This is a genomic window from Allobosea sp. LjRoot9 (genome assembly GCF_964252745.1).
GTDB lineage: Bacteria > Pseudomonadota > Alphaproteobacteria > Rhizobiales > Beijerinckiaceae > Allobosea.
The window spans coordinates 299,861-314,615 of record NZ_CAXUPC020000005.1 but is presented as its reverse complement, the minus strand read 5'-3'; the positions used below and the strand labels follow the sequence as shown (position 1 = coordinate 314,615).

The window sequence follows — 14,755 nt, the reverse complement described above, 5'->3', positions numbered from 1 at the left end:
GTACAAAACGATCCGTCATGTTCGGCCGCTTTGAACGAATACAGCCGACAATCTATCTCAACGGCATGGCGGTCCCGGCAGAAGCGAACCTGCGATGATCCAGCTCGACTATCTGTTCGATCCGCTCTGCGGCTGGTGCTACGGCGCCACGCCGATGATCGCGACGCTGGCGGACCATGCCGAGATCGCCCTGCGCCTGGTGCCGACCGGGCTCTTCGCCGGCCCGGGCGTGCGACGCATGGACGAGGCCTTCGCTGCCTATGCCTGGTCGAGCGACCAGCGCATCGCGCAAATGACCGGGCAGAGCTTCACCGAGGCCTATCGCAGGCAAGTGCTCGCCGTGACGGACCAACTACTCGATTCAGGTCCGGCCTCGCTGACGCTGACAGCGGTTACCCGGCATGCACCCGAGCGCGAGCGGGAGACGCTCCGGGCGATCCAGGAGGCACGCTATGTCGAGGGGCAGGACATCACCTCCCTGCCGGTTCTCCTCGGCATCCTGGAGCGGCTCGACCTGCCGGCGGCGGCGGCCGAACTCGCCAACCCCAGCGACGAGCTGCTCGCAGCCGACGAGGCGCGCATCACGGAAGGCCGCACCCTGATGGCCGCGCATCGCGCCAGCGGCGTCCCGGCGCTCATCCGGCACGATGGCGATGAAACGCGGCTGCTGCGCCTGGACGCGCTCTTTGGAGACTTCACCGCCTTTCTCGGCCAGCTTGGCCTGGCCCAGCCGGGCAGAGCGGCCCCCTGAGCACTGGCTCGCGAACCTGGCTGGGCCGGGTTTCGCCAAACCGCGCGGCGCGTTAAACCGGCATGGTCGCCGCAGGCGCGCTTCTAAGGACATATCCCATGCATATCGGCTTGATCGGAGGCATCGGCGTTGCGGCGACGGTGGTCTACTACCAGCGCCTGACGGCTGCTGCCGCAGAGCGCGGCGTAGCAAGGCTCGAGCTTACGATCGTCCATGGCGAGATTCAGGAACTGATCCGCAACAATCTCGCCGACCGCAGGGCCGAGCAGGCACAGGCGTTCCTTCCGCTCGTCACACGGTTGGAGGATGCAGGCTGCGATTGCGTCGCTCTGTCATCGCTCGGTGCACATTTCTGTCTGGATGAGCTGGCGGCCCTGTCGCCCTTGCCGATCGTCTCCGCCGTCGCTCCGCTCGACGCCTATTTCGTTGAACAGGGCATCAAGCGGATCGGCCTTCTCGGAACGCGGGTCGTCATGCGCACACGCCTTTACGGCCAGCTCGCTCGCACGGACGCCATCGCACTGGACGACGAGATCGAGCGTCTCGGTCAAACCTACCAGGACGTCGCGGTCGCCGGCACATGCTCAGCCGCGCAACGCGAGCTGTTTCTCGACGCAGGCAGGCGCATGACCGCGGCCGGAGCTGACGCGATCGTTCTCGCCGGAACCGATCTCAATCTGGCTTTCGATGGGCAAAACCCTGGATATACGGTCATCGACGCGCTGGACATCCATGTCGCGCTGCTCGCGGATTTGGCTTCGGGGCGTCAGTCCTTGAGCGATATTCCATCATAGCATTGAGGGCATTCGCGCTTCCGAACATGCCCAGCCGTGACGGAGTTGGCGGCTCATAGCCGGGATGCGTCGAAGCACCTTTCGGGCCTTACTCCGCCCGGTCGGCGAAGCTGAAGAACTTGTGTCCGAGGAACGAAAACACCATCACGATCCCCGTGGTGACGAGCTGCATCTGCAGATAGGGCAAGCCCAGCTTGCCGACGAAGAGATGCATCAGCACGCCGGTGAGGACGAAGCCTCCGGCTGCGATCAATGCGAAACGCCAGGTCGCCTGGGCGTGGCTGTGGGTCGCGTCAAAGGTCAGCCAGCGATTCAGCGAATAGGAAACGATGGCGCCGAGCACGAAGCCCGCCAGCGTCGCCGGCACCGGATCGACATGGCCGAGTTCGACGAGGCCGATCAATAGCGCGTAATGCGCCACGGCCGTGATGCCGCCGGCGAAGACATAGGCCAGGAGCTGGCGGGACTGGCGCGGGTACTGCTTGAAAGGCGGGTACTGCTTGAAAGACATGCCGGGCCTTTAAAGCATCGGCCCGAAAAGTGGATGCGGTTTTCGAAAAAAGCCGATGCCTCATCGAGGAGCAACCGCATCGGGCCGGATGGTCTATCTGATCCGATGCGGCTACCCGGCATGCCGAGGGCGAGTTCATGAGCCCGCCGAGTGTTTGGCCTCACATTCTCAGGCCCGGACCTCGAAGACCATGTTGAACGGCGTCTCGGTCGCGCGACGGAAGCGGGTGAAGCCGGCGTCGAGCGCAACCCTCCGCAGCCGCATCTCGCCGGCCTGGGCGCCGAGCCCGAGGCCGACCTCCTGCGACAGCGAAGCCGGCGTGCAGATCATCGTCGATGCCCCGTAGAAGATCCGCCCGACCGGATTGAGGTTGTCCTTGAGCTGGTCATGCGCGAAGGGCTCGACGATCATCCAGGTGCCATCATCGGCAAGCGTTTCCTTGACGTGACGGCCAGCCCCAGCGGGGTCGCCCATGTCGTGCAGGCAATCGAACATCGCGACGAGATCGTAGCCCCGCGCCGGATAGGTCTTGGCCGAGGCCTGCTCGAAGACGACCCGATCCTCGACCCCCGCCTTGGTCGCAGCCTCCCGTGCCCGGTCGATCGACGGACCGTGGTAATCGAAGCCGAAGAAATACGAATTCGGGTAGGCCTGCGCCATCAGCACGGTCGAAGCGCCATGGCCGCAGCCGACATCGGCGACGCGGGCACCCTTTTCGAGCTTGGCCTTGACCCCGTCGAGCGCCGGGATCCAGCTGTTGTTGAGGTTGCTGTTGTAGCCGGGCCGGAAAAAGCGCTCCGTGCCGCGGAACAGGCATTTGCTGTGCTCGTGCCAGCCCACGCCGGCGCCGGTCCGAAAGGCCTCGGCGATTTTTGGCTCGTCGAGCCACATCGCCCGAACGATCTCGAAGGCGCCAGCGAAGAAGGCGGGGCTGCCCTCCTCCGCAAACGCCATCGCCTGTTCGGCGGAGAGGCTGAAACTGTCGGTGTCGGCGTCGTAGTCGATATATTCGGCGGCCGCCTGCGCCGAGAGCCACTCCCGGACATAGCGCTCCTTGAAGCCGGTCTTGGCGGCGAGGCCCTCGGCGGTCATCGGCTTGCCGTCCGCCATCGCCTTGTAGAGGCCGAGCTGGTCGCCGAGGACGACGAGCGCGCCGGTTACCGACGCTCCGACATCACCAACCAGACGTCCGACAAGCGCATCGAGTTTCTGAGGGTCGGCTTCACGCATGGCCATGCTCCTCTGGATAGGGCGTAGCCGGGTCTGACGCGAACCGGCTCGACGCCATCGCGGAAGCAGCGACGCTATACCCCCCACAGACCGAGTCAATGAACCGGAATAGGTACCGGAAAGCTCAGCGCTTCGGCCGGGCCCGGACCACGTCCGCTCAGGAAACCGTCAGCGGGCCGGACAAGCGCGGCAGGTTGGGGTCGCGCCGCGCCGTCTCCAGCACGCTGTCGAGCAGGCCCGGAAAGCGGCGGTCGAGATCCTCGCGCCTGATCGAAAGATAGCGCGAGGTGCCTTCGACGCGAAAACGCGTGATGCCGGCCTCGCGCAGCTTGGCGAAATGGTAGGACAACAGCGACGGCGAGGCGAATTCGGTGAAGCTGTTGCAACGCGCCTTTTCGACCTCGGGCACGTCGGCGAGCGCGACCAGGATGCCGAGCCTGATCGGATCGGCCAACGCCGCGAAGACATCGGCCGCGGCGATATCGTCGATATCGGGATGGAACACCGGTTTCATGACCCTGCCGAGATAGGAGATCGCGACGCTCCTGACAATATTCAACATTCGTTGAAGTTAGCCTTGCGATCTCGCATCTGCGAACGTAAGTTCAATGATCGTTGAATTTCCGGGAAACCGGATATGGAAGGACTGTCCGATGGACGCACGTCTTCTCTGGCTGGCCGGCGGCGCTTTCGCCATCGGCACCGGCACCCTGATCATCACCGGCATCCTGCCCAATCTCGCCACCGGCTTCGGTGTCTCGATCGATACCGCCGGCCTGTTGCTCACCGCCTTCGCGATCGCTTATGCGATCGGTTCCCCGGTGCTCTCGACCGTTTTCGGCAATGTCGAGCGCAGGCACGTTCTGGCCGGATCGCTGGCCGTCTTTACGCTGGCCAATCTCGGAGCGATCCTGGTTGCCGATTTCTCGCATCTGATGGCAGCACGCGTCATCATGGCGCTCGCCGCTGGCGTCTACATGCCTGCAGCCAACGCGGTCGCCGTCGCGCTGGTCTCGCCCGAGCGGCGGGCGCGGGCGATCGCACTCGTCACCGGTGGCATGACGGTCGCGCTGATTCTCGGCGTGCCGCTTGGCACGGCGGCGGCCGCAGCTGGCGGCTGGCACTTCGCCTTCCTGCTCGTCGGCCTCTTCGGCGCGCTGGCGCTCGTCGGGATCCTGTGGAGGCTGCCCGTCGGCCTGCCACGCGGCGCCAACACCATGACTGAGCGGCTGCAAGTGGCGCGCCGCGGCGACATCCTGCTGGCCCTGGTGACGACCATGCTGTGGACCACCGGCGCTTTCACGCTTTACGGCTACATCGCGCCCTTCCTCGGCAACCATGCCGGCATCACAGGGCCCTGGCTTGGCGCGGCGCTGGTCGTCTCAGGCATCGGCTCGGCGCTCGGCAACCAGCTTGGCGGCATCGCCAGCGATCGCTACGGGCCGGAACGCACGCTCGTCGTCGTTCTCATCGTACTGGCGGCAGCTCTCGTCGCCGCCTCGCTGGTCGCCGTGACGCTGCCGCCCTCCATCGCCGTCTTCATCATCCCCGCGATCCTGCTGGTCTGGAGCGCGGCAGGATGGGCCGGACACCCCTCGCAGATGTCGCGGCTGGCGGCGATGGCGCCCAATACGGCTGTGATCGCGCTCTCGCTCAATGCCTCGGCGCTCTATATCGGCATCGCGGCCGGCTCCACGCTCGGCCAGCTGACATTGCGCCATTTCGGCACCTGGCCATTGGGCTTCGTCGGAGCCATCTGCGAGGTCGCAGCACTCGCCGTGCTCTGGCTCGCATTGCGCCGCAAACGCACCGTGAGGCACAGCGCGAGCACAGTCACCGAGATCGTGATCGCCGCACCGCCTGTGCGCTAGCAGCTGAGAGAAGCGCTTTCCGCTTCCCCCAACGGCTCCTCACCTCTATAGCGAGCGCCTAGCATTCATTCAGGCGCTCGCTTGGTCTCCGCTCGCTCGATCGGACCGGAGCTGCGCGCGCCCGCGAACATTTGGCCAGAGACCATGCCCAAGCGCACAGACATCAAGACAATCCTGATCATCGGCGCCGGCCCCATCATCATCGGCCAGGCCTGCGAGTTCGACTATTCCGGCACCCAGGCCTGCAAGACGCTGAAGGCCGAGGGCTACCGCATCGTCCTGGTCAATTCGAACCCGGCCACGATCATGACCGACCCGGATCTGGCGGATGCGACCTATGTCGAGCCGATCACGCCCGAAGTCGTCGCCAAGATCATCGAGAAGGAGCGCAACGTCCTGCCCGGCGGCTTCGCCCTGCTGCCGACCATGGGCGGCCAGACCGCACTGAACTGCGCGCTCTCGCTCAACAAGAAGTCGCTGACGGATGCCTCGGGCCGCTCGATCAGCGTGCTGGAGAAGTTCGACGTCGAGATGATCGGCGCGACCGCCGAGGCGATCGACAAAGCCGAGGATCGCGAGCTCTTCCGCGACGCGATGACCAAGATCGGCCTCGACACGCCCCGCTCGCACCAGATCAAAACGCTCGGCCAGGCGCTCGACGCCCTCGACGACATCGGCCTTCCCGCGATCATCCGCCCGTCCTTCACCATGGGCGGCACTGGCGGTGGCATCGCCTACAACAAGAGCGAGTTCATCGACATCGTCGAGCGCGGCATCGACGCCTCGCCGACCAGCGAGGTCCTGATCGAGGAGAGCGTGCTCGGCTGGAAAGAGTACGAGATGGAGGTCGTCCGCGATAAGAAGGACAACTGCATCATCGTCTGCTCGATCGAGAACATCGACCCGATGGGCGTCCATACCGGCGATTCGATCACGGTGGCCCCGGCGCTGACGCTGACCGACAAGGAATACCAGATCATGCGCGACGCCTCGCTGGCGGTGCTGCGCGAGATCGGCGTCGAGACCGGCGGCTCGAACGTACAGTTCGCGGTCGACCCCGAGACCGGCCGCATGATCGTCATCGAGATGAATCCGCGCGTCTCGCGCTCCTCGGCACTCGCCTCCAAGGCGACCGGCTTCCCGATCGCCAAGGTCGCGGCGCGCCTGGCGGTGGGCTACACGCTCGACGAGATCGAGAACGACATCACCGGCGGCGCGACGCCTGCCTCGTTCGAGCCGACGATCGACTATGTCGTCACCAAGATTCCGCGCTTCGCCTTCGAGAAATTCCCCGGCGCCGAGCCGACGCTGACCACCGCGATGAAGTCGGTCGGCGAGGCGATGGCGATCGGCCGGACCTTCCAGGAATCGCTCCAGAAAGCGTTGCGCTCGCTGGAGACCGGTCTCGACGGCCTCGACGAGATCGAGGTCGACGGCATGGGCCATGGCGACGACAAGAACGCGATCAAGGCCGCGCTCTCGACGCCGACGCCCGACCGCATCCTGCATGTCGCCCAGGCCATGCGCTTCGGTTTCACTGACGAGCAGATCCATGAGAGCTGCAAGATCGACCCCTGGTTCCTCGCCCAGATGCGCGAGATCGTCGACATCGAGGAGAAGGTGCGCGCCCACGGCTTGCCGCAGACGCCCGGCGCCTTCCGCCAGGTCAAGGCGATGGGCTTCTCCGACAAGCGCCTCGCCGCGGTAGCCGGAAAGACCGAGGCAGAGGTCAAGGCGCTGCGCCGCTCGCTCGACGTCAGGCCCGTCTACAAGCGCATCGACACCTGCGCCGCCGAATTCGCCTCGCCGACGGCCTATATGTACTCGACCTACGCCATGCCCTTCGCCGGCAAGGCCGATGACGAGGCGCGTCCCTCCGACCGCAAGAAGGTCGTCATCCTCGGCGGCGGCCCCAACCGCATCGGCCAGGGCATCGAGTTCGACTATTGCTGCTGCCATGCCTGCTACGCGCTGCGCGACGCCGGCTACGAGACCATCATGGTCAACTGCAACCCCGAGACCGTCTCGACCGACTACGACACCTCGGATCGTCTCTATTTCGAGCCGCTGACCGCCGAGGATGTGCTCGAGATCCTCGACACGGAGAAGCAGAACGGCACGCTGCATGGCGTCATCGTGCAGTTCGGCGGGCAGACCCCGCTGAAGCTGGCGAACGCCCTGGAAGAGGCCGGCATCCCGATCCTGGGCACCTCGCCCGACATGATCGACCTCGCCGAGGATCGCGACCGCTTCAAGCGCCTGCTCGACAAGCTGCATCTCAAGCAGCCCAAGAACGGCATCGCCTATTCGGTCGAGCAGGCCCGCATGATCGTCGCCGAGCTCGGCCTGCCCTTCGTCGTGCGCCCGTCCTATGTGCTCGGCGGCCGCGCCATGGCGATCATCCATGACGAGACCCAGTTCGAGAACTACCTGCTCGGCACGCTGCCCAGCCTGATCCCCTCCGAGGTCAAGGCGAAATACCCCAACGACAAGACCGGGCAGATCAACACCGTGCTCGGGAAGAACCCGCTGCTGTTCGACCGCTATCTGTCGGATGCCATCGAGGTCGATGTCGACTGCCTCAGCGACGGCAAGGACGCGTTCATCGCCGGCATCATGGAGCATATCGAGGAGGCCGGCATTCATTCCGGCGATTCGGCCTGCTCTTTGCCACCGCGCTCGCTGTCGCCCGAAATCATCGCCGAGCTGGAGCGCCAGACCAAGGCGATGGCATTGGCACTCGATGTCGGCGGACTGATGAACGTGCAGTACGCCATCCAGAACGGCGTCATCTACGTGCTCGAAGTGAACCCGCGCGCCTCGCGCACCGTGCCCTTCGTCGCCAAGGTCATCGGCATCCCCGTCGCCAAGATCGCAGCCCGCATCATGGCCGGCGAGAGCCTGGCGAGCTTCGCGCTGAAGGCGGAGAAGCTCGACCATGTCGGCGTCAAGGAGGCGGTCTTCCCCTTCGCGCGCTTCCCCGGCGTCGACGTGCTGCTCGGGCCGGAAATGCGCTCGACCGGCGAGGTCATCGGGCTCGACCGCTCCTTCGACATCGCCTTCGCCAAGAGCCAGCTCGGCGCTGGCTCCAAGGTGCCGGTCAAGGGCACGGTCTTCGTCTCCGTGCGCGACGAAGACAAGCCGCGCATCGTGCCCAGCGTGCGCATCCTCGCCGATCTCGGCTTCCGCATCCTGGCGACGGGCGGCACGCTACGCCTGCTGCAGGACGAAGGCATCGCCGCCGCCAAGATCAACAAGGTGCTGGAAGGCCGCCCGCACGTGGTCGACGCCATCAAGAACGGCGAAATCCAGCTCGTCTTCAACACCACCGACGGCCCGCAGGCGCTGGCGGATTCGCGCTCTCTTCGCCGAACGGCCCTCTTGCACAAGGTGCCCTATTATACCACCTTGGCCGGAGCGATCGCGGCGGCGGAAGGCATCAAGGCCTATTGCAGCGGCGATCTCGAGGTTAGATCGCTGCAATCCTATTTCGTGCGCGCAGCCTGACGGCAGCGCGCGGGACATAGAGTTCGGCAGTTTTAAAAAATGAACGAATGCCACGGACGCAGGCCGCAAAACAGGCGGCCGGCGGCTTCTGGCTTTCGCAATTCGGGATGAGACTATGGAAAAGGTTCCTATGACCGCGGGCGGCTTCGCTGCCCTTGAGGCGGAGTTGAAGGATCGCCAGCAGGTGCAACGTCAGCGCATCATCCAGGCGATCTCGGAGGCCCGCGCCCATGGCGATCTCTCGGAGAACGCCGAATATCACGCGGCCAAGGAATCGCAGGCTCTCAATGAAGGCCGCGTCCAGGAGCTCGAATCGCTGATCGGCCGCGCCGACATCATCGACGTCGCCAAGCTCGCCGGCGGCGACACAATCAAGTTCGGCGCGACCGTGCAGTTGATCGACGACGATACCGAGGAAAAGAAGGTCTACCAGATCGTCGGCGAGCCGGAATCGGATGTGAAGTCCGGCAAGGTCTCGATCGGCTCGCCGATTGCGCGCGCGCTGATCGGCAAGAAGGTCGGCGATTCCGTGCAGGTCAACACGCCCGGCGGCGGCAAGTCCTACGAGGTCGTCAGCATCCAGTTCCGCTGACGGGCGCCCCGTCATCCGGCGCGGTTTGCCGCGCCGGCGCGCCCTTCGATTTGAACTTGTCTGCACGCTCCGCGTTCATGCCCTGGGGCGCGCCAATGTTTCTGCGAAAAGTGACGCAGACACCATCCGGGGATGGGAATCGTCGGATCGGCGCGCTATCCTCCCGCCCAGTAGCTGGAGACAGGCTCATGACCACCCGCCGCACCGTCCTTGTCGCCTCTTTGGCGGCGCCTGCCTTGGTTCTGGCGTCTCTGCGCCGCGCCGAGGCCCAGGCACAGGTTCCGTCGATCGGCGCGATTCATGTCGATGTCTCCAGGCTGGCGGCGCAGGGCTGGGGCTCCAACGCGCTCGCAATCAAGATCGGGTTGGAGCAGGAGCTGACGGCAGCGCTCGGACCGACCTTGCGACGCGGTGCCGGCCCGACCCTGAACGTCGCCGTACGCGGCGTCTTCCTGAACAGCTATGCCGGCGGGGGCGGTGGCGGGGGACATGTCGGCAGCGGCGCGAGCCAAAGCTCCGATTCCTTCGACAGCGAGGCCACGCTGGTCGGGCGCGGAAACCGAATCATCGCAACCTATCCGGTGCTCACCACCGTGCCCGCGAGTGCGGCCGGCCCCTGGTATCTGCCCGATATCGACCAGCGCCGCCTGACCGGGCTGATCCAGACCAACGCCGCCTGGATCAAGCGCTACGTCTCCGGCTGAAGCCGTTCCAGGCCTGATCACGACCCAAGCCCGCTCACAACCAAGCCCGATCACGACCGCGCTACCGCCATGGCGAGGCGCCTGCGCCTGATCTAAGCTCTCCGCAGCCGGCATCGCTGTCGCGTCGCGACGGAAATGTCGGGATGACAGGAGCAGATCATGCTGAACCGTCGCGCCCTTCTTTCCGCCGCCCTTGCCGCGCCAGCCGTCCTGATGGCGAGCGGGCGCTTCGCCAGTGCCGCCGGCGCCGTCCAGGTCGATGTCTCGCGTCTCACCACGCAAGGGCTCGGCCCCAATGCGGCGCGCATCAAGCTGGCGATGGAGCGTGAGCTCGCAGGCGCGCTCGGGCCCAGCCTACAAGGCCGTGGCGCTTCGCTCGTGGTCAGGGTCCTGGGTATCAGCATGCCGAGCTATTCGGGCGGAGCGACCGGCTTCGGCGGGGCGGGAGCCGATGACGGCATGGAATCGGAAGCGACGGTGATCGGGTCCGACGGACGCGTCATCGCGACCTATCCGGTGCTGTCCTCCTCCTCGGCCGGCATGGCCGGGAACTGGTACACGCCGGGCATCGACACGGCGCGCATTGACAGCATGGTGCGCACCAATGCGGGCTGGATCAGGCGCTATGTCGGTGGCTGATCGGGAGGCCGCCTGATCTGGAAGGCAGTCTTGCCGCGCACGAAGCCGCAGGATTCGTAGAAGGCCAGGACGGCGGGGTCTGAGCGCCCGGTCATCAGCATGACCTTGTAGCAGCCCGCGGCCCAGGCCTGGGCGAAAGCCGCCTGGATGACGCGCTTGCCCAGACCATGCCCGCGCATCGCGACCAGCGTCACCACGTTCTCGATCAGGGCGAAGGGGCTCTGGTTGCGCGTCAGATTGGGCACGATCACCTGGACGCAGGTCGAGACGGCGCGCCCATCGACTTCGGCGACATGGACGGTGACCATCTCATTGGCAAGAATCGCAGCCCAGGTCTCCGCGGCGTCCTCGGGCCGCGGCAGCTCGTCATCGGTGCTGAGTTCGGCATAGAGCGCCAGGAGCGCCGGAAGATCGTCCGGAACGGCCTTGCGGAGGATGACCTGCATCGCCGCCTCAGCCAAAAGGCACGATCGGCTCGTCCTTGACCCGGTCGAAGGCAAGCGCAGTGCGGACATTGCGGACATTGGGCAGCGCCGTCAGGTCGCCGACGAAATCCTGGAAGGCCTTGAGGTCGGGCGCGACGCATTTCAGCATGAAATCGATGTCGCCCGAGAGCTTCCAGCATTCGCGCACCGCATCCCAGGCCCGGATGCGAGCCTGGAAGGCTTCGAGATCGGGCTCCGCCTGGCTGGCGAGATGCACGAAGGCGAAACAGACCACATCCAGCCCGAGCTTGCGCTCGTCGAGAAGGGCGCGGTAGCCGATGATCAGCCCGGCCTCCTCCAGCGCGCGGACGCGGCGCAGGCAAGGCGGCGGCGAGATGCCGACGCGGCTCGCCAGCTCGACATTGGTCATGCGCCCATCGGCCTGGAGCTCGCGCAGGATGCGCAGGTCGATGTCGTCGAGTTTTGAACGCACGAAAGGCCCCGAAAAAAGGTCGCGCTGGTGTAGACGCAGCACAGACGCGATACAAGGCATCGACCGTGCCAGCCTGGGAGTACGCCCGCCTTGCCCACCCACCCGCTCCCGACGATCTGGGTCCTGACCGATGGCAAGGCCGGCGACGAGGTGCAATGCCTCGGCGTGGCCGAGCGACTCGGCATCGTGCCCGAGATCAGGCGCGTCGCGCCGCGCGCGCCTTTCGTCTGGTTGATGCCGCGCGGGCCGATTGACCCCCGCGAAGGGCCGGACCGGGAAGGCAGCCCGATCCGCCCCCCCTTCCCCGACATCGTCATTGCCTCGGGCCGGCGTGCGGTCGCCTATCTGCGCGCGGTCAAGAAGGCCTCGAACGGCCGCAGCTTCACCGCCATCCTGAAGGACCCGCGCACAGGGACCGGCGCAGCAGACTTCATCTGGGTCGCCGAGCACGACCGCCTGCGCGGACGGAACGTGCTCGTCACCACGACCTCGCCGCACCGGCTCGCGCCGGGGCAACTGGCGCAGGCCCGCGCGCATCCGCCCGCCGCGATCGCAGCCCTGCCCTCGCCACGTGCGGCAGTCATCGTCGGCGGCGACAGCCGGCACCATCGCTTCCGGCCCGAGGATATCGCGCGCTTCGCCGGCCTGCTCGACCTACTCGCGCAATCAGGCGTGGCGCTGATGGGTTCGCGCTCACGGCGCACATCGGCGGCGCTCGATGCGGCAGTCGCGGAGGTCTTCGCCCGCCACAAGGGCTGGTGGTGGGACGGCACGGGCGAGAACCCTTACGTCGCGCTGCTCGCCAATGCCGACGCGATCGTCACGACGGCCGATTCGACCAATATGATCGGCGAGGCGACCGCAACCGGCGTGCCGATCCTGATCTTCGAACCGCATGGCGGTCACGGCAAGCTGGCGAAGTTCCTGGAGGCGCTGAAGCGGCAAGGCGCTGTGCATCACTTCGAGGGGCATCTTGCTGGAGCGCGCTATGAGCCGCTAGACTCGACGGCCGAGATTGCAGAGGCGGTCCGCCAGGGCTGGCTCAGGCATCGGGCGGAACTCGGGCTTGCCGAAGCCTGAGCCGGCGCGGCCTTGCACCAGCCGATCGAGACCGTATCTGACTGAATGAAGTCGTGGCATCGGCCGCGCGAACAGGAATGTGAGACGATGGCCCATACCCATGCCCGCGTCATGATCGTCGGCTCCGGCCCCGCCGGCTACACCGCCGCGATCTATGCCGCCCGCGCGATGCTCGAGCCAGTGCTGATCTCCGGCATGCAGGCCGGTGGCCAGCTGATGATCACCACCGATGTCGAGAACTATCCCGGCTTCGCCGATGTGATCCAGGGCCCCTGGCTGATGGAGCAGATGCGTGCCCAGGCCGAGCACATGGGCACGAAGATGGTCTCCGACCACATCTCTAAGGTCGACCTTTCCCAGCGGCCCTTCCGGCTCTGGGGCGATGGCGGCGAGACCTATTCCTGCGATGCGCTGATCGTCGCCACCGGCGCGCAGGCCAAATGGCTCGGCCTGCCCTCCGAGCAGAGCTTCCAGGGTTTTGGCGTCTCGGCCTGCGCCACCTGCGACGGCTTCTTCTTCCGCAACAAGGAGGTCGTGGTCGTCGGCGGCGGCAATACGGCAGTCGAGGAGGCGCTCTACCTCGCCAACCTCGCCAGCAAGGTCACGCTGGTCCATCGCCGCGATTCGCTGCGCGCCGAGAAGGTGATGCAGGACCGGCTGTTCAAGCACCCCAAGGTCGCGGTGGTCTGGGATAGCGAGATCGCCGAGATCTGCGGCGGCACGCAGCCGCCCAACGTCACGCATCTGCGCCTGCGCAACCTCAAGACCGGCGCGGAGAGCGAACTCAAGACCGACGGTGTCTTCATCGCGATCGGCCACAAGCCGGCGACCGAACTCTTCGTCGGCCAGCTCGCCATGCGTGATTCGGGCTATCTCGACGTCGTCCCCGGCACCGCCCAGACCAATGTCCCGGGCGTTTTCGCAGCCGGCGACGTCACCGACGAACATTACCGCCAGGCCGTGACGGCAGCGGGCCTCGGTTGCATGGCTGCGCTCGATGCCGAACGCTGGTTGCAGGCCAGCGAATTGGAGCAGCGCCAGGCGGCCGAGTAAGACCTCATCCCGATATATCACCAATTGTGATGGATTTCGTCACCAGATTCAGTGCGAAAAAAGAACATCAATGTCACGCAGACATTGACCTGCAATGGTTTTGCCCCCCAACATGCACGAAACGCATAACGGGGGGACCGCGGTGGATTGGGACCGCATCAGGATTTTTTATACCGTCGCTGAATCCGGCAGTTTTACCAAGGCGGGAGACGTTCTGGGCCTGAGCCAATCTGCGGTTAGCCGCCAGATTGGCGCGCTGGAGCGCGAATTGCGTGCGCCCTTGTTCCATCGGCATACGCGCGGGCTGATCTTGACCGAGCAGGGCGAATTGCTCTGGCGCGCTGCGCGCGAGATGACGCAGCGCCTGGAGCGAACCCGCGCCCAGCTTTCGGAGACGCGCGAGCACCCCTCGGGCGAGCTCAAGGTCACCGCGACGCGCGGCCTCGGCGGGCACTGGCTGACGCCCCGCCTCGCCGAGTTCCTGGATCTCTACCCCGACATCAAGGTCGAGCTCATCCTCACCGACGAGGAACTCGATCTCTCGATGCGCGAGGCCGACATCGCGATCCGGCTGCGCCAGCCGCAACAGCCCGACCTGATCCAGCGCAAGCTCTTCACCGTGCACTTCCACGTCTACGGATCGCCGGCCTATGTGAAGCGCTTCGGCGAGCCCAAGAGCTATGAGGAGCTGGACAACCACCGCATCCTCTCCTTCGGCGGCACCTCGCCATCCTACCTCACGGCCGTGCACTGGCTCGGTACTCTGGGCCGCGACCAGCGCAACCCGCGCCCGATCCATCTGACCGTGAACAACATCACCGCGATGAAGCGCGCAGTCGATTCGGGCGCCGGCATCGCCGTGCTGCCGGATTATCTGATCGAGACCGGTTCACCCCTGATGCAGTTGCTGCGGGAGACCGAAATGCCGCAGCTCGAGAGCTATCTGGTCTATCCGGAAGAAATGAAGTCGGTCGCCCGCGTGCAGGTGTTCCGCGACTTCCTGATCCAGAAGGCGCAGCGCTGGACCTACTGAGCCCGGTTTTCAGGCAAAAGCCGCCTTGCGCATCGCGCAAGGCGGCTTTTCTGCGTCAGGCGCATAAGCTTC

Annotated in this window: 15 protein-coding genes; 10 read left to right on the top strand and 5 right to left on the bottom strand. The window is 65.7% G+C overall.

All coding sequences use genetic code 11. From position 1 onward, the window contains the following. Positions 1-94: 94 nt before the first annotated feature. Positions 95-751, top strand: a complete 657-nt coding sequence (locus tag ACSQ3P_RS21320) for a DsbA family protein (RefSeq protein WP_436167478.1) — start codon at positions 95-97, stop codon at positions 749-751. Positions 752-849: 98 nt separating this feature from the next. Continuing rightward, a complete protein-coding gene (locus tag ACSQ3P_RS21315) occupies positions 850-1,545 on the top strand; it encodes an aspartate/glutamate racemase family protein (protein ID WP_436167477.1) in 696 nt (231 codons plus the stop codon). 88 nt (positions 1,546-1,633) lie between these two features. Here ACSQ3P_RS21315 and ACSQ3P_RS21310 read toward each other — a convergent pair whose 3' ends face one another. The 3 genes from ACSQ3P_RS21310 to ACSQ3P_RS21300 form a co-directional block, all read right to left on the bottom strand. Next, complete coding sequence (locus ACSQ3P_RS21310; protein WP_436167476.1) at positions 1,634-2,056, bottom strand: GtrA family protein; 423 nt, start codon at positions 2,054-2,056, stop codon at positions 1,634-1,636. Positions 2,057-2,224: 168 nt separating this feature from the next. Further along, positions 2,225-3,286, bottom strand: a complete 1,062-nt coding sequence (locus ACSQ3P_RS21305; RefSeq protein ID WP_310148496.1) for a methyltransferase domain-containing protein — start codon at positions 3,284-3,286, stop codon at positions 2,225-2,227. A 157-nt stretch (positions 3,287-3,443) separates the two neighbouring features. Next, complete coding sequence (locus ACSQ3P_RS21300) at positions 3,444-3,848, bottom strand: ArsR/SmtB family transcription factor (protein ID WP_436167475.1); 405 nt, start codon at positions 3,846-3,848, stop codon at positions 3,444-3,446. A gap of 91 nt (positions 3,849-3,939) precedes the next feature. Here ACSQ3P_RS21300 and ACSQ3P_RS21295 point away from each other — a divergent pair, with 91 nt between their 5' ends. The 5 genes from ACSQ3P_RS21295 (at position 3,940) to ACSQ3P_RS21275 (ending at position 10,599) form a co-directional block, all read left to right on the top strand. Continuing rightward, positions 3,940-5,157, top strand: coding sequence for an MFS transporter (locus ACSQ3P_RS21295; RefSeq protein ID WP_436167474.1), 1,218 nt, complete (start codon positions 3,940-3,942; stop codon positions 5,155-5,157). Positions 5,158-5,301: 144 nt separating this feature from the next. Continuing rightward, complete coding sequence (carB, locus tag ACSQ3P_RS21290) at positions 5,302-8,664, top strand: carbamoyl-phosphate synthase large subunit (RefSeq protein ID WP_436167473.1); 3,363 nt, start codon at positions 5,302-5,304, stop codon at positions 8,662-8,664. Positions 8,665-8,779: 115 nt separating this feature from the next. After that, a complete protein-coding gene (greA, locus tag ACSQ3P_RS21285) occupies positions 8,780-9,256 on the top strand; it encodes a transcription elongation factor GreA (RefSeq protein WP_436167472.1) in 477 nt (158 codons plus the stop codon). Between the two features lie 188 nt (positions 9,257-9,444). Next, positions 9,445-9,960 carry a hypothetical protein gene (locus ACSQ3P_RS21280; RefSeq protein WP_436167471.1) on the top strand — a complete coding sequence of 172 codons (516 nt, stop codon included), beginning with the start codon at positions 9,445-9,447 and terminating at the stop codon, positions 9,958-9,960. A 159-nt stretch (positions 9,961-10,119) separates the two neighbouring features. Then, complete coding sequence (locus tag ACSQ3P_RS21275; protein WP_436167470.1) at positions 10,120-10,599, top strand: hypothetical protein; 480 nt, start codon at positions 10,120-10,122, stop codon at positions 10,597-10,599. On the opposite strand, the gene ACSQ3P_RS21270 is transcribed toward ACSQ3P_RS21275, so the two are convergent. Further along, positions 10,584-11,045: an N-acetyltransferase family protein gene (locus ACSQ3P_RS21270; RefSeq protein WP_436167469.1), complete on the bottom strand. Its 462-nt coding sequence runs from the start codon at positions 11,043-11,045 to the stop codon at positions 10,584-10,586. The two genes, ACSQ3P_RS21275 and ACSQ3P_RS21270, sit on opposite strands and share 16 nt — an antisense overlap. Positions 11,046-11,052: 7 nt before the next feature. After that, positions 11,053-11,517: an Lrp/AsnC family transcriptional regulator gene (locus ACSQ3P_RS21265; protein WP_436167468.1), complete on the bottom strand. Its 465-nt coding sequence runs from the start codon at positions 11,515-11,517 to the stop codon at positions 11,053-11,055. Between the two features lie 90 nt (positions 11,518-11,607). Between ACSQ3P_RS21265 and ACSQ3P_RS21260 the strand changes: the two genes are divergently transcribed. The 3 genes from ACSQ3P_RS21260 (at position 11,608) to ACSQ3P_RS21250 (ending at position 14,683) form a co-directional block, all read left to right on the top strand. Then, the gene (locus ACSQ3P_RS21260; protein ID WP_436167467.1) at positions 11,608-12,597 is read left to right on the top strand and encodes a mitochondrial fission ELM1 family protein; all 990 of its coding nucleotides are present in this window, start codon (positions 11,608-11,610) and stop codon (positions 12,595-12,597) included. A gap of 87 nt (positions 12,598-12,684) precedes the next feature. Further along, the gene (gene trxB / locus ACSQ3P_RS21255) at positions 12,685-13,650 is read left to right on the top strand and encodes a thioredoxin-disulfide reductase (RefSeq protein ID WP_436167466.1); all 966 of its coding nucleotides are present in this window, start codon (positions 12,685-12,687) and stop codon (positions 13,648-13,650) included. 142 nt (positions 13,651-13,792) lie between these two features. Further along, the gene (locus ACSQ3P_RS21250) at positions 13,793-14,683 is read left to right on the top strand and encodes a LysR family transcriptional regulator (RefSeq protein ID WP_092167121.1); all 891 of its coding nucleotides are present in this window, start codon (positions 13,793-13,795) and stop codon (positions 14,681-14,683) included. Positions 14,684-14,755: the final 72 nt, after the last annotated feature.